Source organism: Catellatospora sp. NPDC049111 (assembly GCF_040648615.1).
In the GTDB taxonomy this organism is placed as follows: Bacteria; Actinomycetota; Actinomycetes; order Mycobacteriales; family Micromonosporaceae; genus Catellatospora; species Catellatospora aurea.
Genome location: NZ_JBEZEB010000044.1, coordinates 57,419 through 77,226 on the forward strand (window position 1 = coordinate 57,419; position 19,808 = coordinate 77,226).

At 72.7% G+C, this 19,808-nt stretch carries 19 protein-coding genes; 14 read left to right on the top strand and 5 right to left on the bottom strand.

The features are described from left to right. The first annotated feature begins 1 nt into the window (after position 1). Genes pheT through AB0B66_RS36345 form a run of 3 tightly spaced genes read left to right on the top strand, consistent with a single transcriptional unit; the run spans position 2 to position 4,093 of the window. Positions 2 to 2,482, top strand: coding sequence for a phenylalanine--tRNA ligase subunit beta (gene pheT, locus AB0B66_RS36335; RefSeq protein WP_360538662.1), 2,481 nt, complete (start codon positions 2 to 4; stop codon positions 2,480 to 2,482). Further along, positions 2,482 to 3,372, top strand: coding sequence for a dihydropteroate synthase (folP, locus tag AB0B66_RS36340; protein ID WP_360538665.1), 891 nt, complete (start codon positions 2,482 to 2,484; stop codon positions 3,370 to 3,372). Before pheT ends, folP begins: the two co-directional genes overlap by 1 nt. A 7-nt stretch (positions 3,373 to 3,379) precedes the next feature. Next, positions 3,380 to 4,093 carry a pyrimidine reductase family protein gene (locus AB0B66_RS36345; RefSeq protein WP_360538668.1) on the top strand — a complete coding sequence of 238 codons (714 nt, stop codon included), beginning with the start codon at positions 3,380 to 3,382 and terminating at the stop codon, positions 4,091 to 4,093. 238 nt (positions 4,094 to 4,331) lie between these two features. Here the strand turns inward: AB0B66_RS36345 and AB0B66_RS36350 are convergent, their stop codons facing one another. Together AB0B66_RS36350 and AB0B66_RS36355 are read right to left on the bottom strand one after the other, a co-directional pair. Next, positions 4,332 to 5,600 carry an MFS transporter gene (locus tag AB0B66_RS36350; RefSeq protein ID WP_360538671.1) on the bottom strand — a complete coding sequence of 423 codons (1,269 nt, stop codon included), beginning with the start codon at positions 5,598 to 5,600 and terminating at the stop codon, positions 4,332 to 4,334. Then, on the bottom strand, positions 5,597 to 6,202 hold the full coding sequence (locus tag AB0B66_RS36355) for a helix-turn-helix domain-containing protein (RefSeq protein ID WP_360538674.1): 606 nt from the start codon (positions 6,200 to 6,202) through the stop codon (positions 5,597 to 5,599). Before AB0B66_RS36355 ends, AB0B66_RS36350 begins: the two co-directional genes overlap by 4 nt. Positions 6,203 to 6,309: 107 nt before the next feature. Between AB0B66_RS36355 and AB0B66_RS36360 the strand changes: the two genes are divergently transcribed. The 9 genes from AB0B66_RS36360 to argH all read left to right on the top strand — a co-directional run bounded on the left by AB0B66_RS36360 (position 6,310) and on the right by argH (position 14,775). Next, positions 6,310 to 6,990 (top strand): TNT domain-containing protein, encoded by a 681-nt coding sequence (locus AB0B66_RS36360; RefSeq protein ID WP_360538677.1) that lies wholly within the window; start codon positions 6,310 to 6,312, stop codon positions 6,988 to 6,990. Beyond that, on the top strand, positions 6,987 to 7,238 hold the full coding sequence (locus tag AB0B66_RS36365) for a hypothetical protein (RefSeq protein ID WP_360538680.1): 252 nt from the start codon (positions 6,987 to 6,989) through the stop codon (positions 7,236 to 7,238). Before AB0B66_RS36360 ends, AB0B66_RS36365 begins: the two co-directional genes overlap by 4 nt. Before the next feature lie 80 nt (positions 7,239 to 7,318). Further along, entirely contained in the window at positions 7,319 to 8,332 is a 1,014-nt protein-coding gene (gene argC, locus AB0B66_RS36370) for an N-acetyl-gamma-glutamyl-phosphate reductase (protein ID WP_360538683.1), read from the top strand. A 67-nt stretch (positions 8,333 to 8,399) separates the two neighbouring features. Then, the gene (gene argJ, locus AB0B66_RS36375) at positions 8,400 to 9,554 is read left to right on the top strand and encodes a bifunctional glutamate N-acetyltransferase/amino-acid acetyltransferase ArgJ (RefSeq protein WP_360538686.1); all 1,155 of its coding nucleotides are present in this window, start codon (positions 8,400 to 8,402) and stop codon (positions 9,552 to 9,554) included. Continuing rightward, positions 9,551 to 10,459 (top strand): acetylglutamate kinase, encoded by a 909-nt coding sequence (argB, locus tag AB0B66_RS36380; protein WP_360538689.1) that lies wholly within the window; start codon positions 9,551 to 9,553, stop codon positions 10,457 to 10,459. The genes argJ and argB overlap by 4 nt, the downstream gene beginning before the upstream one ends. Then, complete coding sequence (locus tag AB0B66_RS36385) at positions 10,456 to 11,724, top strand: acetylornithine transaminase (protein ID WP_360538692.1); 1,269 nt, start codon at positions 10,456 to 10,458, stop codon at positions 11,722 to 11,724. Before argB ends, AB0B66_RS36385 begins: the two co-directional genes overlap by 4 nt. Next, entirely contained in the window at positions 11,721 to 12,659 is a 939-nt protein-coding gene (gene argF, locus AB0B66_RS36390; RefSeq protein ID WP_360538695.1) for an ornithine carbamoyltransferase, read from the top strand. Before AB0B66_RS36385 ends, argF begins: the two co-directional genes overlap by 4 nt. Before the next feature lie 58 nt (positions 12,660 to 12,717). Beyond that, positions 12,718 to 13,251 carry an arginine repressor gene (locus tag AB0B66_RS36395; protein ID WP_360538698.1) on the top strand — a complete coding sequence of 178 codons (534 nt, stop codon included), beginning with the start codon at positions 12,718 to 12,720 and terminating at the stop codon, positions 13,249 to 13,251. Between the two features lie 90 nt (positions 13,252 to 13,341). Continuing rightward, a complete protein-coding gene (gene argH / locus AB0B66_RS36400; protein ID WP_360538701.1) occupies positions 13,342 to 14,775 on the top strand; it encodes an argininosuccinate lyase in 1,434 nt (477 codons plus the stop codon). Positions 14,776 to 14,943: 168 nt separating this feature from the next. Here the strand turns inward: argH and AB0B66_RS36405 are convergent, their stop codons facing one another. After that, on the bottom strand, positions 14,944 to 15,861 hold the full coding sequence (locus tag AB0B66_RS36405; RefSeq protein WP_360538704.1) for a hypothetical protein: 918 nt from the start codon (positions 15,859 to 15,861) through the stop codon (positions 14,944 to 14,946). Positions 15,862 to 15,933: 72 nt separating this feature from the next. On the opposite strand from AB0B66_RS36405, the gene AB0B66_RS36410 reads away from it, so the two are divergent. Beyond that, on the top strand, positions 15,934 to 16,563 hold the full coding sequence (locus AB0B66_RS36410) for a DNA-3-methyladenine glycosylase (RefSeq protein ID WP_360538728.1): 630 nt from the start codon (positions 15,934 to 15,936) through the stop codon (positions 16,561 to 16,563). 84 nt (positions 16,564 to 16,647) lie between these two features. Here the strand turns inward: AB0B66_RS36410 and AB0B66_RS36415 are convergent, their stop codons facing one another. Both AB0B66_RS36415 and AB0B66_RS36420 read right to left on the bottom strand, forming a co-directional pair. Then, on the bottom strand, positions 16,648 to 17,298 hold the full coding sequence (locus AB0B66_RS36415) for a hypothetical protein (RefSeq protein ID WP_360538707.1): 651 nt from the start codon (positions 17,296 to 17,298) through the stop codon (positions 16,648 to 16,650). A 76-nt stretch (positions 17,299 to 17,374) separates the two neighbouring features. After that, positions 17,375 to 17,917, bottom strand: a complete 543-nt coding sequence (locus AB0B66_RS36420; protein ID WP_360538710.1) for a hypothetical protein — start codon at positions 17,915 to 17,917, stop codon at positions 17,375 to 17,377. 118 nt (positions 17,918 to 18,035) lie between these two features. On the opposite strand from AB0B66_RS36420, the gene tyrS reads away from it, so the two are divergent. Further along, a complete protein-coding gene (gene tyrS, locus AB0B66_RS36425; protein ID WP_360538713.1) occupies positions 18,036 to 19,295 on the top strand; it encodes a tyrosine--tRNA ligase in 1,260 nt (419 codons plus the stop codon). The last annotated feature ends 513 nt before the right edge of the window (positions 19,296 to 19,808 follow it).

Consider the following 19,808-nt stretch of genomic DNA (forward strand, 5'->3'; position numbering starts at 1 on the left):
CATGAAGGTCGGACTGTCATGGCTGCGTGAGCATGTCGAGCTGCCCGCGGACCTCACCGAGGCCGATCTCGACCTCGCGCTGAACAACCTCGGCATCGAGGTCGAACAGATCGCGGACCAGCGCCACTCGGTGCAGGGCTCGCTGGTGGTCGGCAGGGTGCTGACCATCGAGGAGCTGACCGAGTTCAAGAAGCCGATCCGCTTCTGCACCGTGGACGTGGGCCAGGCCAACGGCACCGGCGCGCCGCAGGAGATCGTCTGCGGCGCCCGCAACTTCGCCGAGGGCGACCGGGTCGTGGTGATCCTGCCCGGCGGCGTGCTGCCCGGCGGCTTCGCCATCGGCGCGCGCAAGACCTACGGCCGCAACTCGCACGGCATGATCTGCTCCGCCGCGGAGCTGGGTCTGTCCGGCGACCACGACGGCATCATCATCCTGCCCGAGTCGGTGACGGCGCAGCCGGGCGACGACGCACGCCCGGTGGTCGGCCTCGACGACATCGAGGTGCACGTCACGGTCACGCCCGACCGCGGGTACCAGATGTCGGTGCGCGGCCTGGCCCGCGAGCTGGGCCACGCGTTCAAGGCCCGGTTCACCGATCCCGGTCTCGCGCCCGCCCCCGGCGGCACCGCGACCCCCGCCTGGCCGGTGACCATCCAGGACACCCAGGGCTGCGACCGCTTCGCCGCCCGGCTGGTGCGCGGGATCGACCCGTCCGCGCCGACCCCGGACTGGATGGCCAAGCGCCTGCTCACCGCCGGTGTCCGGACGCTCGGCCTGGCCATCGACATCACCAACTACGTGATGCTCGAACTCGGCCAGCCGATGCACGCCTTCGACGCCGACCGGATCACCGGCGGGCTCGTGGTGCGCCGCGCGGCCGAGGGGGAGAAGCTGACCACCCTGGACGGGCAGGCCCGCGTGCTGTCCGCCGAGGACATGGTCATCTGCGACGACACCGGCCCGATCTCGCTGGCCGCCGTGATGGGCGGGCAGACGTCCGAGGTCGTCGACGGCACGGTCAACGTGCTGTTCGAGGCGGCGCACTGGGACCCGACGATGGTCGGGCGCACCGCGCGGCGGCACAAGCTGTTCAGCGAGGCCGCCAAGCGCTGGGAGCGCGGCGTCGACCGGCAGCTGTGCCTGGTCGCCATCGAGCGCGCCGTGCGGCTGCTGGTCGAGCACGGCGGCGGCACGGCGGGCGAGGAGATCCTCGACCTGAACCACCCCGGCGACCCAGTCATGATCTCGATGGCGGCGACCGAGCCCAGCCGGCTGATCGGCGTGGACTACTCCGTCGACCGCGTCGGCGACGTGCTCACCGAGGTGGGCTGCGACGTGGCGGTGTACGACGACCGCGTCGACGTGATCACCCCGTCCTGGCGGCCCGACCTGCGCCAGCCCGCTGACCTCGTCGAGGAGGTCGTCCGCCTGGACGGCTTCGAGAACGTGCCCAGCGTGCTGCCGATCGCCCCGCCCGGCAACGGCCTGACCCCGTCCCAGCGCCGCAAGCGCTCGGTCGGCCGGGCCCTGGCCGAGCAGGGTTACGTCGAGGTGCTGTCGTACCCGTTCGTCTCCGCCAACGCGCTGGCCGTGCTCGGCCTGCCGACGGACGCGGTGCGGCTGGCCAACCCGCTGTCCGACGAGGAACCGCTGATGCGGACGAGCCTGCTGCCGCCGCTGCTGACCGCGCTCAAGCGCAACGTCGGCCGCGGGCAGCGGGATGTGGCGCTGTTCGAGCAGGGCCTGGTCTTCCTGCCCGACCTGTCCGCCGGTGTGCCGCCGGTGATGGGTGTGGCGGGCCGACCCGACCCGGCGCTGTGGGAGAAGGCGAACGCCTCCGTCCCGGTGCAGCCGTGGCACGTGGCCGTCGTGCTGGCCGGGGAGTTCGAGCGCTCCGGCTGGTGGGGTCCCGGCCGGGCGGCGTCCTGGTCGGACGCCGTGCAGGCCGCGCGGGACGTGCTGGCGGCCTCGGCCGTGCCGGACGCGTCGATCGGTGTCGCCGCCGCCCAGCAGTCGCCGTGGCACCCGGGCCGGTGCGCCGCGATCTCGGTCGACGGCGTCGTCGTCGGGCACGCGGGCGAACTGCACCCGGCCGTGTGCGCCGCGCTGGACCTGCCCAAGCGCACCTGCGCGATGGAGCTGAACCTGGACGCGGTGCCGCTGCCGGGGCCGACCCCGCCGCCGGTGTTCTCGACGTACCCGCCGGCGCTGATCGACGTGGCCCTCGTGCTGCCGTCGCAGGTGCCCGCGGCGCAGGTCGAAGCGGCCTTGGCCGAGGGCGCGGGTCCGCTGCTGGAGTCGGTGCGGCTGTTCGACGTGTACACGTCCGAGCAGCTCGGCGCCGGTCAGCGCTCGCTGGCGTACAAGCTGACGTTCCGCGCGCCGGACCGGACCCTGACCGTCGAGGAAGCGGTCGCGGCCCGGGACGCGGCGGTGGCCGTCACGGCGCAGCGTTTCGGCGCGGTCCTGCGCGGCGCCTGATGTTCGTCCCGGACATCACCGCTGCCAAGCGGGTCATCGCCGGACGCGAGTTCGACTTCGACCGCCAGGTCGCGGTGATGGCGGTGGTGAACCGGACCCCCGACTCGTTCTACGACAAGGGGGCCACGTACGCGCTCGACGCGGCGGTCGCGGCAGTGGATGCCGCGGCCGCCGCGGGAGCGGACTGGGTCGACATCGGCGGGGTGAAGTTCTCGCCCGAGGGCGGCGAGGTCCACGCCGACGTCGAGCTGGAGCGGGTGCTGCCGGTGGTGCGGGCCACCGCCGAGCGGCACCCGCACCTGGTGATCAGCGTGGACACGTTCCGCGCCGACGTGGCCCAGGCGTGCCTGGACGGGGGCGCGCACGTCGTCAACGACACCACCGGCCTGCACGACCCGGCGCTGGCCGATCTGGTGGCGGCGCACCCGCACAGCCAGCTGATCGTGACGCACAGCCGGGCGAAGCCGCGCACGCACTTCCCGCGCCCGCAGTACGCCGACGTGGCGGGCGAGATCGCGGAGTTCCTGCGCTCGCGGGTGGCCGTCGCGCTGGAGCGCGGGGTGCGCCCCGACCAGATCGTCATCGATCCGGGCCACGACCTGAACAAGAACACGTTCCACACCCTGGAGCTGACCCGGCGGCTGCCGGAGATCGCCGCGGTCGGCTACCCGATGCTCGCCGCGGTCTCCAACAAGGACTTCGTCGGCGAGACGCTCGACCGCCCGCAGGGGGAGCGGCTGTCCGGCAGCCTCGCCGCCGCCGTGGCCTCGATCATGCTCGGGGCCCGGATCGTGCGCATGCACAACGTGCGCGAGTCCGTCGACGCGGTGCGCATGACCGAGGCGATCCTGGGCTGGCGGCAGCCGGCCTACACCGTGCACAACATGTGAGGTCGCTATGCGCAGGCTTTCGCCCGAACCCACCGGTGAGCTGTCCGAGTCCGAGCTGCTCGCCGCGTATCCGCGCGCGGACCGGCCGCTGCTGCGGGTCAACATGATCACCTCGCTGGACGGGGCGGCCACCCTGGCGGGCCGCTCCGGCTCACTGGGCAGCCCCGCCGACCAGGACCTGATGAAGCGGCTGCGGATGCAGGCCGACGTCGTCGTGGTCGGCGCGGGCACGATCCGGGTCGAGGGCTACGGCGCGACCCTGCTCGACACCGACGCCCAGGCCTGGCGGGTCGCCCAGGGGCTCACCCCGCACCCGCGCTTCGCCGTGGTGACCCGTGGCGGCGACGTCCCGGACAGGTTCTTCGCCGACCCGCCCGCGCGCCCGATCGTCATCACCCACGCCGCCGCGCCGCACGCGTACCCCGAGACGGCCGAGGTGATCGACTGCGGCGACACCTCGGTCGACGCGGCCGTGCTGGTCGCCGAACTGGCCGCCCGCGGCCTGACCCAGATCCTCTGCGAGGGCGGCCCGCACCTGCTCGGCACCCTGGTGGCCGCAGACCTGGTCGACGAGCTCTGCCTCACGGTCAGCCCGACCCTGGCCGGCCCCGGCTCGGTCCGCATCGTCGCCGGCCCCCCGTCCACGCCCCACCGCCTGACCCCCGCCCACGTCCTGACGGACGGCACCCACCTCTTCCTCCGCCACACCCGCCCGCGCTGACCCGCCCGCTCAAGATCGCCAGACTTGCCTGGCACCTGTGCGTATCTTGAAAGGCGAGTTCGCCCATGTGCCTGGCAAGTCGAACGACCTTGGTGCGAATCGCGCCCGCCGTACGCGGCGCGCGGACCGTGTCCGCGGCTCCCGTCACGCAGGTCGTGTCCGTGGGCACGGAGGCGGGGTCGGCGCGGTGTGCCGGCCCGTCCGGGGTCGCGGCGGCCGGAGAGCGGAGCGGGGTCGGTCAGGCCGCGGACGGGGCGGGTTCGCGGGCCGGGGCGGCCGGCGTGACGGGGGTGTCGGCGCGCAGGTGGCGTACGCCGCGGTTGGTGAGCATGCCGACCACCCCGAGCACCATCACCGCCGCCGCGCACAGCAGGGCGTTGCGGGTGCCGATCCACGCGGCCAGCGGCCCCGCGGCGACCTGGCCGACCGGGATGGCCAGGAACGAGCCGAGCATGTCGTACGAGTACACCCGCGCGAGCCGGTCCGCGGGCACGTGCCGCTGCAGGGCGGAGTCCCAGGCGATGGCGAACTGCTCGACGGCGAACCCGGCGATGAACCCGGCGACCATCAGCACCGGCAGGGTCGGCAGCTCGGCCAGGGCGAGCGTCGGAAGTGCGAACCCGAGCGTGCTGACGCACCCGACCAGCAGCGGACGGCGCAGCCGCAGGCGCAGCGCCACCACGGCCCCGGCGACCATACCGGTGGTGCTCGCGGCCAGCACCGTGCCCCAGCCGGAGCGGCCGATGGTGGCGTCGGCGACGGTGGGCCCGAGCACGTTCATGCCGCCGCTGTGCGCCGCGTTGATGAACATGAACGCCAGCACGATCGACCAGACCCAGCTGCGCGAGACGAACTCGGTCCAGCCGACGCGCAACTCGTGCAGAGTGCTTTCGCGCGGCATGGCCCGGTCGCGGACGTTCGGCACGCGGACGAGGGCGAAGGCGAGCGCGCTCAGCGCGAAGGTGGCCGCGTCGGCGGCCAGGCCCCAGCCGGGGCCGACGGCGGCGACGAGGATGCCGCCCAGCGCTGCTCCCGCGATCATGGCGGTGTTGCCGCCGAGCCGGTTCAGGGCGTTGGCCGGGGTGAGCAGGTCGGCGGGCACCGTCTGCGGCAGCAGGGCGGCGGTGGCCGGCATCGCGATGGCGCTGACCATGCCGTTGACCGCGCTCAGCCCGATCAGCAGCGGGATCGTCGCCGTGCCGGTGAGCACCAGCGCGGCGACGGCGGCCTGGGTGAGCGCGGCCAACACGCTGGAACCGACCATGACCAGGTGGCGGGGCAGCCGGTCGGCCAGCACACCGCCGAAGAGCACGAACAGCACGTTGGTCACCGACCGTGCGCCGACGACCAGGCCGAGGGCGACGGGGGAGCGGGTCAGGTCGAGCACCGCGAACGCCAGCGCGATCGGCGCGACGGCGTTGCCGAGCAGGCCGACCACCCGGCCGGTGACCAGGTGGCGGAACGGGGCGTGGCGCAGCGGCGCCAGCGACTCGCGGAAGGTGGTCATTCCTGCTCCTCGGCGGGGGTGGGGGAGGTGCTGGTGGCGCTGATGCTGTCGTCCTGCAGGCGGAACAGGGCGATGGTGGCGCTGACGGGCACGGTGCCCGGGGTGTGCGGGCGCTGGGCGATGCGGTGCATGTGCTCGCTGGCCCGGGCGATCCGGTCGCGGATCGCCTTCCACTCGTCGAGGTCGAGCCACAGTTCGGCGTCGGTGAGGGTGCCGACGGCGGCGGGGCCGGTGACGATGGAGCGGGCGCGGCGCTGGAGTTCGGCGGCGAGTGCGGCGTACACGATCTGGACGTCGTCGGGTCGCGGGTGCGCCTGGTCGCCGCGTGGGGTGAAGGCCTTGGCGACGTCGTACCGGTAGCGCTTGGCCTGCCCGCCGCGGATCTTCTCCTCCCCGGCGACCTCGATCGAGGCCGCGTTGAGCAGCAGCCGCAGGTGGTAGCTCGCGTTGGCGTGGGTGATGCCCAGCTCGCGGGCGATCTCGGCGGCGGTCATCTCGGCACCGGTGAGCAGCGAGAGGATGCGCAGCCGGATCGGGTGGGCCAGGGCGCGCAGGTCGCCGGTGACCGTACGCCCGGTCGGCTCCTCGTCTCCCAAAGACATGTTGGGGAGTCTAGACCACCAAACGTTTATTGGGGAGTCGGTAGAGCAACCCCAGTGCCCTCCCGCCCGTTAGTGATCACGCCTATTGGTTCACTAACGGGGGTTTTGTGAAAATCCGTCTCCTGGTCGCGGCGCTCGCCGCGGCGCTGCTCGTCCCGCTCGCGCCGGCCGCCGACGCGTCCGCCGCGCTCGGCTACGGCCGGGGCGAGTGCCAGCCCGGCACGCCCGCGATCGCGCCGGCGACCGCGAAGTTCTTCGACCCCGCCCGACCGGAACTGGGACCGAAGCCGCTGCCGCGCTCCGGCGTGGTCGGCCCGCTGCTGCACGGCTACCAGCGGTTCGGCACGCTGGCCGAGGCAGACTTCGTCGCGCGGTTCCGCGACGGCGCGAACTGGGTCTACCCGCCCAACGACGGCTTCATGACCCACGGCGACATGGTCGACCGCCACCCGGTCGAGCTGGCCGCGGGCGCGCGGCTCGACCGCTTCGGCTTCGCGGGCGGCTCCTTCCTGGCCCCGGTGCGCACGCCGTACGCCGACCGGGCGCTGCCGCCGCAGAACCTGAACACCCCGCAGGGCGCGCCGCAGGCGAACTACCACGTGTACTGCGTGGCCAAGCCGTTCACCGTGGACGGGGGCATGACCGCGCCCTGGTTCGGCCAGCCCGGCCTGGGCATGCAGTACAAGCTGATGGGCGCGTATCTGCCTGAGGCCGGGACCCAGCTGAGCGTGACCTGGCTGCTGGACCACGGCTACCTGGTCGAGGAGCTGCCGGCGGTGCGCGGGTGATCCCGGATCGGCACGTGCTCGTCACCGCGCTGCTGGAGACCGGGCAGCCGCCGGAGTCGTTCCAGGTGCCGGGCGTGCACGAGCACGTGCCGATCCCGACCGACTTCTGGTTCCTGCGCCCGGCCGGCGAGCGCTGGGAGATCGGTTCCTACGAGCGCGGGGTGTACGACGTGCGCGAGGTCCTCGACACCGAGGCCGCCGCCTGCACCCGCTTCTACGAGGTACTGACCGGTTTCCCCGATGAGTAGGCGATGAGTGACGCGGGCCTCATTTGCATGAACATGCACCGAGTCGTATGCTCATGGCGAATGTTTATGCGGAGGTAGGTATGGGAATCCGGATCGGCGTTGCCGGGGCGAGCGGTTATGCGGGCGGCGAGCTGCTGCGCCTCATCGCCGGGCACCCCGAGTTCGAACTCGTCGCGGCCACGGCGCACAGCCAGGCCGGCAAGCCCGTCGCCGCGGTGCACCCGCACCTCACCGGGCTCGACCTCATTCTGACCGAGACCACCCCTGAGGCCTTCACCGACGCCGACCTCGTCTTCCTGGCCCTGCCGCACGGCGAGTCCGGTGCCGTCGCGGCCGCCCTGCCCGCCTCGGCGAAGGTCGTCGACCTGGGCGCGGACCACCGGCTGCACGACGCGGCCGCGTGGACCCGCTACTACGGCGGCGAGCACGCCGGAGCGTGGACCTACGGACTGCCCGAGCTGCCCGGCCAGCGCGAGCTGATCGCCGGCTCGTCCCGGGTCGCCGCCACCGGCTGCTACGCCGTGGCCACCACGCTCGCGCTCGCGCCCCTGCTGCACAGCGGGCTGGCCGAGCCCGACGACGTGGTCGTGGTCGCCGCCTCCGGCACCTCCGGTGCCGGCAAGTCGGCCAAGCTGCACCTGCTGGGCAGCGAGGTGATGGGCGACCTCAGCCCGTACAAGGTGGGCGCGCACCAGCACGTGCCGGAGATCAAGCAGGCCACCGGCGCGACGAGCCTGTCGTTCACCCCGGTGCTCGCGCCGATGCCGCGGGGCATCCTGGCCACGGTCACCGCCAAGCCCACCAACTGCGACATCACCGCGGGCGTGGTCCGCGCGGTGCTCGCCGACGCGTACGCCGACGAGCCGCTGGTGCACCTGCTGCCCGAGGGCGCCTGGCCGCACACCGCCGCCACCCTGGGTTCGGCTTCGGCTCACCTGCAGGCCACCGTGGATGTCGACAGCGGCCGGATCATCGTGGTCAGCGCGATCGACAATCTCGGCCGCGGCGCCGCGGCCCAGGCCGTCCAGTGCGCCAACATCATGTTCGAGCTGCCGGAGACCTCCGGCCTGTCTGTGTACGGAGTGGCGCCGTGAGCGAGCGTAGCGAGCGAACCATTGGCCTCAGGGTCCATGTCGACGGCACGCGAAGCGGGGTGTCGGCATGACGGTCACCTCCCCCAAGGGTTTCCGGGCCGCGGGTGTCGCCGCCGGGCTGAAGAGCACCGGCGCGCTGGACCTGGCGCTGGTCGTCAACGACGGCCCCGACGCCACCGCCGCGGGCGTGTTCACCGCCAACCGGGTCAAGGCCGCCCCGGTGCTCTGGTCGCAGCAGGTCGTCCGAGGCCGCGCGGTCAAGGTCGTCGTGCTCAACTCCGGCGGCGCGAACGCCTGCACCGGCCCCGGCGGCTTCCAGGACACCCACTCCACCGCCGAGTACGTCGCCTCCCGCCTCGGCGGCATGGGCGCGGGCCAGGTCGCGGTCTGCTCGACCGGGCTGATCGGCGAGCGGCTGCCCATGCCCAAGCTGCTGGCCGGCGTCGACGGCGCGGCCAAGGCGCTGGCCAAGGCGGGCGGCTTCGCCGCGGCCGAGGCCATCATGACCACCGACACCCGGCCCAAGGTCGTCGAGATCACCGGCGACGGCTGGACCGTCGGCGGCATGGCCAAGGGCGCGGGCATGCTCGCCCCGTCCCTGGCCACGATGCTGTGCGTGCTGACCACCGACGCCGTGGCCGGCGCGGACGCCCTCGACGAGGCGCTGCGCGAGGCCTGCCGGCTCACCTTCGACCGGCTCGACTCCGACGGCTGCATGTCGACCAACGACACGGTGCTGCTGCTGGCCTCCGGCGCGTCCGGCGTCGAGCCGACGCAGGAGGAGCTGACCGCCGCGGTCACCCAGGCCTGCCACTCGCTCGCCCAGCAACTGCTGGCCGACGCCGAGGGGCACACCAAGCAGATCGCCATCGAGGTCGTCAACGCCGCCTCGGAGGAGGACGCGGTCGTCGTCGGGCACGAGATCGCGCGCAACAACCTGGTCAAGACCGCGCTGTTCGGCAAGGACCCGAACTGGGGCCGGATCCTGGCCGCGGTCGGCTGCACCGACGCCGTCTTCGAGTCCGACGAGCTCGATGTGGCCATCAACGACGTCTGGGTCTGCCGCGCGGGCGCCGCTGCCGAGGACCGCAGCAAGGTGGACCTGTCCGGGGTCGACGTGCGCATCACCGTGGACCTCAACGCCGGCGACCACAGCGCCACCGTCTGGACCAACGACCTGTCCCACGCGTACGTGCACGAGAACTCGGCGTACTCGTCATGAGTGGGCTTGATCCAGCCACGCTGGTCGCGACGCTGCCGTGGCTGACGGAGTTGCGCGGCGAGACGATCGTGGTCAAGTACGGCGGCCACGCGATGACCACGCCCGCGCTGCGTGCCTCGTTCGCCGCCGACATGGCCTACCTGCGCGCCGTCGGGCTGCGCCCGGTCGTGGTGCACGGCGGCGGCCCGCAGATCTCGGCCATGCTCGACCGGATGGGCATCGCCTCGGAGTTCAAGGGCGGCCTGCGGGTCACCACCGCCGAGGCGATGAGCGTGGTGCGCATGGTGCTGCTGTCGGTCGGCAAGGACCTGGTCACCGAGATCAACGGCCACGGCCCGCACGCCGTCGGCTTGGCCGGCGACGACGCGGGGCTGTTCACCGCGGTACGCCGCCCGGCCGTCATCGACGGCGAGCCGGTCGACATCGGCCAGGTCGGCGACGTGCTCAGCGTCGACACCTCGCTGGTCGACGCCCTGCTCGCGACCGGCCGCATTCCCGTGGTGTCCACGGTCGCCCCGGACGTGCACGGCGTGGCGCACAACCTCAACGCCGACACGGCCGCCGCCGCGCTCGCCATCGCGCTGGGCGCGCGCAAGCTGATCGTGCTCACCGACGTGCCCGGCGTGTACGCGAACTGGCCGGACACCGACAGCCTGATCTCGAAGATGACGGCCAAGGAGCTGGACGCGCTGCTGCCGACGCTGTCGGCGGGCATGGTGCCCAAGATGGAGGCCTGCCTGCGGGCCGTGCGGGGCGGGGTGCCGTCCGCGGTCGTGGTCGACGGCCGGGTCCCGCACTCCACCCTGCTGGAGATCTTCACCGACGAGGGGTTCGGCACCATGGTCGTCCCCGATGACCAGACCATGCGGCCCGGCGCCGACGACACGAGCGGGGAGAAGCCATGACGCTGACGCAGCGGTGGCAGCAGTCGCTGATGGACAACTACGGCACCCCGCCGCTGGCCCTGGTCAGCGGGGCGGGTTCGGTCGTGGTGGACGAGGCGGGCCGCTCCTACGTCGACCTGCTGTCCGGGATCGCGGTCAACGCGCTCGGCCACGGCCACCCGGCCGTCGTCGCCGCGGTCACCAAGCAGATCTCGCAGCTCGGGCACGTGTCCAACCTGTTCGTCGCCGAGCCGCCGGTCGCCCTGGCCGAGCTGCTGCTCGCGCTGACCGGCCGCCCCGGCCGGGTGTTCTTCGCCAACTCGGGCGCGGAGGCCAACGAGGCCGCGTTCAAGCTGGCCCGGCGCACCGGGCGCACCCACGTCGTCGCCTGCGAGCAGGCGTTCCACGGCCGCACCATGGGCGCGCTCGCGCTGACCGGCCAGCCCGCCAAGGCCGACCCGTTCCGGCCGCTGCCGGGCGACGTCACGCACATCCCGTACGGCGACACCGCGGCCCTGGCCGCCGCCGTCAGCGACCAGACCGCCATGGTCATCCTGGAGCCGATCATGGGGGAGGCGGGCGTCGTCCCGGCCCCGCCCGGCTTCCTCGCCGCGGCCCGGGAGATCACCGCCCGGCACGGCGCGCTGCTGGTGCTCGACGAGGTGCAGACCGGCGTCGGCCGCACCGGCCACTGGTTCGCCCACCAGGCCGAGGGCGTCACCCCCGACGTGATCACCCTGGCCAAGGGCCTCGGCGGCGGCCTGCCCATCGGCGCGACCATCGCGTTCGCCGACGGCGCGTTCGCCCAGTCGCACCCGGGCGGCGCGGCCGCGCTGTTCACCCCGGGCCAGCACGGCACCACCTTCGGCGGCAACCCGGTCGCCTGCGCCGCGGCCCTGGCGGTGCTGCGCACCATCGCCGCCGACGGCCTGCTCGACCACGTCAAGCGGATCGGCGAGCGGATCCGCCGCGGCGTCGAGGCACTGGACCACCCGCTGGTCGACGGCGTACGCGGCGCCGGCCTGCTGCTCGGCGTCGTGTTCACCGCGCCGGTCGCCCCGGCCGTGCAGAAGGCGCTGCTGGACGCCGGGTTCATCGTCAACGCCGCGCAGCCGGACGTGATCCGGCTGGCCCCGCCGCTGATCCTCACCAGCGCCCAGGCCGACGCGTTCCTGGCCGCGCTCGGCGCGGTCCTCGACCTCGTCGCGCCCCAGCCCGAGACACCGGCCCAGCCCGCGATCGTCGCGCAGGCCGGTTCCCCCACCGAGACCGGAGCCCCCGCATGACCGCCACGCCGAGCAGACGGCACTTCCTGCGCGACGACGACCTGACCTCGGCCGAGCAGGACCAGGTCCTCACGCTGGCCCAGGAGTACGCCGAGAACCGGCGCGGGCACCGCAAGGCCCTGGCGGGCAAGTCGATCGCCGTGCTGTTCGAGAAGCCGTCGCTGCGCACCCGGGTGTCGTTCGAGGTCGGCATCTCCGAACTCGGCGCGCACGCCGTCCTCATCGACGCCACGAACACGCACTTCGGCCGGGGCGAGACCATGTCGGACGCGGCGAAGGTGCTGTCGCGCTACGTCGACGCGATCGTGATCCGGACCTTCGAGGACACCCGGATCGAGGAGCTGGCCGCAGCGGCGACCGTGCCCGTCGTCAACGCGCTGACCAACCACTTCCACCCCTGCCAGGTGCTCGCCGACCTGCAGACCGTGCGGCAGCGGCTCGGGCACACCGAGGGGCGCACGCTGACCTACGTCGGTGACGCGGCCAACAACATGGCGCACTCGTACCTGCTCGGCGGGGCCGTGGCGGGCATGCACGTGCGCATCGCCGGGCCGTTCGGGTTCACCCCCGACCGCGAGATCCTGGCCCAGGCGGCCGCGGTCGCGGCGCGCACCGGCGGTTCGGTCACCGAGTTCACCGAGGCCAAGGACGCCGTGTCCGGGGCGGACGTGATCGCCACGGACACCTGGACGTCGATGGGGCACGAGGGCGACGGGCTGGACCGGATCACCCCGTTCCTGCCGTACCAGATCAATGCCGCGCTGCTCGCCCACGCCGACCCGGACGCGATCGTGCTGCACTGCCTGCCCGCCCACCGCGGCGAGGAGATCACGGACGAGGTGATGGACGGCGCGGCGAGCGCGGTCTTCGACCAGGCGGAGAACAGACTGCATGCGCAGAAGGCGCTGCTGACGTTCCTCATGGAGCACGCGTGAGGCGCACCGCCATGCCTTACGGTGCACATGAGACGCCCAAGCGGACGGAGGGTGACGCATGACCGCGCCGATGACTCGAACCGCGCGCCACGCCCGGATCGAGGAGCTGATTCGCAGCGGCGCGGTGACGTCGCAGACCCAGCTCGCCGAGCTGCTCGCGGCCGACGGCGTGCAGGTGACCCAGGCGACGCTGTCCCGTGACCTGGAGGAGCTGGGCGCGGTCAAGGTACGCGGCCGCGACGGCGCACCGGCGGTCTACCTGATCCCCGAGGACGGCCACCCGGCCCTGCGCCCGGCCGCGATCGGCCCGGCCCGCCTGATCCGCCTGCTCCGCGAGGTCCTCAACGGCACCGACCACAGCGGCAACCTCGCGGTCCTGCGCACCCCGCCCGGCGCGGCCCACTACCTCGCCAGCGCCATCGACCGCAGCGGCCTACCGGACCTGGTCGGCACCATCGCCGGCGACGACACCATCTTCGTCGTCGCCCGCGACCCCGCCGGCGGCGAGGCCCTGGCCGCCAAGTTCGCCGGCTGGGCCGGCCTCGACACCGCCACCGAGGACCTGCTCCCGCTGGACGACGACCTCACCTGACCACCTCGCGCCCGCGCGCTTCACCCCGTCGATCATGAACTTATGGCACGGTTCGACGGCGTGTCCCTGCCATAACTTCATGATCAACAAATGCGAAGGACGGAACAGAACATGACCCGGCTCTGGGGAGGGCGGTTCGCGGACGGACCCGCCGAGGCACTGGCACGGCTGTCGGTCAGCGTGCACTTCGACTGGCGGCTCGCGCCGTACGACCTCGCCGGCTCCCGCGCCCACGCCCGCGTGCTGGCCGCCGCCGGCCTGCTCGACCCCGACGAGCTCGGCAAGATGCTGGCCGCCATCGACGACCTCGACGCCGCCGTGGCCACCGGCACGTTCCGGCCCACCATCGAGGACGAGGACGTGCACACCGCCCTCGAACGCGGCCTGCTGGAGCGCCTCGGCACGCTCGGCGGCAAGCTGCGCGCCGGCCGCTCCCGCAACGACCAGGTCGCCACCGACCTGCGCCTCTACCTGCGCGATCACGCCCGGGACCTGGCCGGGCGCATCACCGAACTCGCCGACGCGCTCACCGAGCAGGCCGGCCGCCACGTCGACACCCCCGCCCCCGGCCTGACCCACGTGCAGCACGCCCAGCCGGTCACCTTCGGCCACTGGCTGCTCGCCCACGTGCAGCCGCTGCTGCGCGACCTCGACCGACTGCGCGACTGGGACCAGCGCACCGCGGTCAGCCCGCTCGGCGCGGGCGCGCTGGCCGGCTCCGGCCTGCCGCTCGACCCGGGCGCGGTCGCCAAGGAACTCGGCTTCCGCACCTCGTTCCCCAACTCGATGGACGCCGTCAGCGACCGCGACTTCGTCGCCGAGTTCCTGTTCATCACCGCGCTGCTCGGCGTGCACCTCTCCCGGCTCGGCGAGGAGGTGGTGCTGTGGACGTCGTACGAGTTCGGCTGGGTCGAGCTGGACGACGCCTTCGCCACCGGCTCGTCGATCATGCCGCAGAAGAAGAACGCCGACATCGCCGAGCTGGCCCGGGGCAAGGCCGGCCGCCTCATCGGCGGGCTGGTCAACGTGCTGACCATGCTCAAGGGCCTGCCCCTGACGTACGACCGGGACATGCAGGAGGACAAGGAGCCCGTGTTCGACGCCGTCGACACGCTCACCCTCGTGCTGCCCGCGCTCGCCGGGATGATCTCCACCATGACGGTACGGGTGGACCGGCTCGCCGCGTCCGCGCCCGTCGGCTTCTCCCTGGCCACCGAGGTGGCGGACTGGCTGGTCCGCAAGGGCGTGCCGTTCCGCGACGCGCACGAGATCACCGGCAAGCTGGTGGCCCTGTGCTCGGTGCGCGAGTGCGAGTTGCACGAGGTCAGCGACAGTGACCTGGCCACGGTCAGCGAGCACCTGGACCCCTCGGTGCGCGACGTGCTCACCGTCAAGTCGGCCCTGGCCGCCCGCACCACCCCCGGCTCCACCGGCCCCGGCCCCGTCGCCGACCAGCTCGCCTCGGTCACCGACCAGCTCAAGACCTGGCACACCTGGTCCGCCGAATCCGTCGTCCCCCACTGACCCGCCCCGGCCTTCGGCGCGGCGCTGAAGATCGCTGTTTGCGGTCATGATCTGCGGTCCGACCGCAGATCATGACCGCAAACGCTGATCTCCGTCCCTACCGCCGGGACGAGCCCCGCAGGCAGCGCCGCCGGGGGCCCGTCGGGGGAGGTGTGCCTGCGGGGACCGTCAGGCGCGGCTGTAGGCGCGCAGGGTGCGCAGGCGGTCGACGGCGACCAGGCCCTTGGCCTCCCGCTCGGCCAGCAGCCAGGCCTGGGCGTCGACCTCGGCCCAGCTCCAGGTCAGCGGCCAGGAGCCGTCGGGCAATTGCTGGTCCACCAGGTAGTCGAGGTTCGCCGCGATCGACGACTGATCCACCGCCGGCGACAGCGGCGAGTCCGGGGTGTGCGCCACGTCCAGCGGCTGCAGCAGGTACTCCGTCCACGCCTCCGGCCGGTTCTCCACCCGCTGGGCGGCGGCGCGGCGCAGCGCGGCGAGCGCCCGCCGCCGCGCCGCCTCGGGCAGGTTCCGGGCCTGGAGGAACAGCTCGGCCGCGGTCAGCTCGCCGCGGTCCAGCCCGCTCGCCCTGGCGACCCCGTCCTCCAAGCGGGTCAGCACCGTCTCGGTCAGCTCCGCGAGCAGCGCGGGCGGGACCAGCTCCCGGTACTCCCACAGCACTCCGGCCAGCCCCGCCGTCGGGTTGAGCACGCAGTCGTTGAAGGTGGCGCCGATGTCCGCGTACGTCCACCACGGCGCGCGCGGGGATTCCTCCGTCTCCGGGGCCACGATCCACCAGCGCCGCTCGGCGGCGTCATAGGTGTCCACCAGGTAGCCGACGGCCCGGCGGACCAGCGGCTCGTCCGCGCCCGCGCCGATCTCGTGCAGCACCGTGCCCGCGCACCAGGTCGCCACCGCCGAAGACACGGGGGTACGCAGATCCGGCTCCAGCGCGTGCCCGAAACCGCCGTCGTCGTTCTGGTACGACACCAGCTCGTCGAGCACCGTCCGGGCCGGGCCGGACTCGAAATGGAACCGCAGCCGCGCCCGGTCCAGCGGACGCCCCTGCTCGAACACGAACCCCCTGGCCCGTGTGAAGACAGTCGACATCCGCCGATGTTCGCGCACGGGTACGACAGCGCGGATTTTGCGTTCGGCCACGCGCCGGAGTTCCCTGGTGGCGTGGACTACTCGCTGCTCGACGCGCCCGCCTCCCAGGTCACCGACACCGCCCGCGGCCTGCTGGGCTGGCAGCTCGAAGCCAACGGAGTGCGGATCAGGATCACCGAGGTCGAGGCGTACGCGGGCGTCGGCGAGGACCCCGCCTCGCACAGCCACCGCGGCCCCACCCCGCGCAGCTCGGTGATGTTCGGCCCGGCCGGCGTGCTCTACGTGTACTTCGTCTTCGGCATGCACTGGTGCATGAACGTGACCGCGGGCCACGAGGGCGAGGCGGCCGCGGTGCTGCTGCGCGCGGGCGCGGTCGTCGGGGGAGTGGACCTGGCCCGCGAGCGGCGCGGCCAGGTCGCCGACCGCGAGCTGGCCCGGGGTCCGGCCCGGCTGGCCATGGCGCTGGGCATCGACGGGTCCGCGAACCGCACGTCACTGCTCGACGGCACCGGGCCCGCGCGCCTGCTCCCCGCCGCGGCCGTGTCGGCGGAGCTGATCAGGTCGGGACCGCGGGTGGGCGTGGCCGCCGCGCACGACCGGCCGTGGCGCTTCTGGCTGCACGGCGAACCGTCCGTGAGCCCGTACCGCCGCCACACCCCTCGCCGCCGCACTGCGCCGGGCGGCACCGCCCGGTCGTCATAGACGGTGGCCTATCACATCGACTCCGATCGCGTGTTTTTCGATGTCATAGGCCACCGTCTACGTAAAGCGGGGCGGGTCCGGCGGTCAGGCGGGGTCGGGGCGCAGGACGGCGCCGACGCCTTCGTCGAGCCGGATCTCGGCGGCGTTGACGATGATCAGCTCGGCGTCGTTCAGGACCGCGGCGCGGACCAGCGCGTCCTCGGCGCGTACCGGATGGGCGCGGGACGCCCCCAGCTGCCGCAGCCGTTCCTCGCTCGCAGACAGGTCAGCCGGCGAGTCGCCGATCCACACCCGGGCCTTGGCCAGCGCGGCCGGGTCCAGCAGCAGCGCCTCGACCTGCCGGTTCTCGAACGCGGCCAGGGTGTCGGCGACACCCGACGCGGCCGGCTCGGCGGCACTGCCGGGCAGCGGCTCGCCGTCGCGCGTGGCCAGCAGCGGCGTCACGTGCGGCAGCGGAGCCATCTCCGCGCTGTCGGTGCACAACGGCTGCGGCATCGCCTCGGCGTAGTGGACCCGGCCCTGCGCGGCGAACACGGCCAGACCGTGCCGCTCGCGCGGACGCCGGTACTGGGCCAGCGCACCCTCCATCGCCAGCAGCGTCGGCTCGTCGATGCCCTCGTCGAGCAGCGTCTCCCGGGCGGCCCGCCAGCGCAGCTTCAGCGCCGCGGCGGTCGCCTCGGTGTGATCGGTCCCGTCGATGTACAGCGACGCCCACGGGCCGGGGATCTCATACATGGCGCGAAGAAACGACAGTTCCATGCCCGCGCTATGCCCACGTCCCGATCGCCGCAACCGCGCGATCATGCCAGGTTCACGAGCGGGCGGACTCCGTCGGCGCCGTTGGGCGGCGCGCTTTTCGCGAACCCGACGACAGGTTCCTGACGACCCGGACCACCGAGACGGAGCCGATGCCGACGGGCACGAGCAGCAGTGCCGCCAGGGCGCTCGGGCGAAGCCAGGCCCGGTCGCCGTCGAGCCACGCCTCGTCCGACCCGGCCGCGCTGACCCGCGCCGCCAGCGGCCCGCGCGGCCGCTCGCGGGCGTTCCAGAAGAAATCCACCGGGTACGCGTCGCGGCTGTCCCGGTCGACGAACGTGCCTGAGCAGCGCCGGCGGGCGAACAGCAGCGCCTGGCGACCGCCCGCCACGCTGCACGAGGCAGCAGTGACGGTGCCCGCCCGGCCGCCCCGCTCGGCGCGGATGCCGTCGACCGCGAGCGCGGCCTGCGTGGCTGCGAACACCGCGAGCAGCAGCGTGCCGGCGGCGACGCCGTACCGGAACTGCCGGTCGAACGCGCTGTCTGCCCGCCATGGGACGAGCCAGGGGCGGCGGCGACCTTCGTGGTGGCGACCCACAGCCTTCCCTTCCCGAGTGCTGACCAGCGGCGACGACTGTAGCCGGGCGGGGCGGCCCGGCTCGGCGGTGGGGAAACCGGTTGTCGGCCGGTCCGCGCGATGCGCGACAATCGACGGCGTGACGGACATCCTCGATGATCTGCAGTGGCGTGGCCTGCTGCAGGACTCCACCGACCTGGACGAGCTGCGCAAGCACCTGGCCGAGGGGCCGGTGACGTTCTATGTCGGCTTCGACCCGACCGCGCCCAGCCTCCAGGTCGGCAACCTGGTGCAGGTGCTGACCGCGCGCCGGCTCCAGCAGGCGGGGAACATTCCGGTGCTGCTGGTCGGCGGTGCGACCGGCCTGATCGGCGACCCGAAGGCCGAAGGCGAGCGCTCGCTGAACTCCGAGGAGACCGTCGCCGGCTGGGTGGACAAGATCCGCCGGCAGGTGGAGCCGTTCTTCGAGTTCGAGGGCGCCAACGCGGCCCGGATGGTCAACAACCTGGACTGGACCTCGCCGCTGTCGGCGATCGAGTTCCTGCGCGACGTCGGCAAGCACTTCCCGGTGAACCAGATGCTGGCCCGCGAGGTGGTCAAGGCGCGGCTGGAGAGCGGCATCAGCTTCACCGAGTTCGCGTACCAGATCCTGCAGTCGCACGACTTCTACCAGCTGCACCAGCGCTACGGCGTGACGCTGCAGCACGGCGGCTCCGACCAGTGGGGCAACATCATCGCCGGCGTCGACTTCAACCGGCGCAAGGGCGTGCGCGGCGTGCACGCGTTCACCACCCCGCTGATCACGCGCGCCGACGGGACCAAGTTCGGCAAGAGCGCCGAAGGCATGTCGGTCTGGATGGACGCGGCCATGACCAGCCCGTACGCCTTCTACCAGTTCTGGTTCAACGCGGCCGACGCCGACATCGTGAACTACCTGAAGGTGTTCAGCTTCCGCTCCCGGGAGGAGATCGAGGAGCTGGCGAAGGAGACCGCGGAGCGGCCGTTCGCGCGGGCGGGGCAGAAGGCGCTGGCCGAGGAGCTGACCACGCTGCTGCACGGCAAGGACGAGTGCGAGCAGGTCATCACGGCGTCGCAGGCGCTGTTCGGTCGCGGCGCGCTGACCGACCTGGCCCCGTCGACGCTGCGCTCGGCGCTGGCCGAGGCCGGCCTGGTCGAGGTCGACGAGCTGCCCAGCGTCGCGGTGCTGTTCAAGGAGTCGGGCCTGGCGGCGAGCCTCGGCGAGGCACGGCGCGCGGTTGCCGAGGGCGGCGCGTACATCAACAACGAGCGCATGTCCGATGCCGACGCCCCGGTGTCCGCGGACCTGCTGCTGCACGGCAAGTACCTGGTGCTGCGCCGCGGTAAGAAGACCATCGCCGGTGCTGAGCTGCGGAAATAGGCAGTTGACCATGATGTGACGCGGGACGCGTCCCCCCGATTTGCGGGTGGCGGCGCGTCCCGCGTAATGTTCTCTCTGCCAGCGCGGAACGGACAAAACAGCCGAGACCGGAAGGTCGGAGCGAAGAGGCCGGAGCGCACCGGGTGGGGTCGATTTGATCGGCCGAAACCAACCGGGTATGGTTACCGAGCCGGTGACGAGCCGGGCGGATGAGTTCGCCGAGAATCTTCTCGGAGGGGACCGTCGGCCGGGTCGCTGGTTCTCCTCGAACTTCGTACGGACCTCAGCGGTTCCGCGTCTTCGGGGTGTCCAAACGGACGAGCCGGACAGATCCGAAAATTCGGATTTGACACGGAACGGCCGGATGGGTAAGCTGGATGAGTTGCCCCGGAGGCGGCCAGGGAGACCTGGACGACACGGTGTGTGCTTGTTCTTTGAGAACTCAACAGGGTGCTATTTAAGCCAAGTGCCAATTATTGATCATCCTCTGGATGGTTCCTTTGGTGATGGACA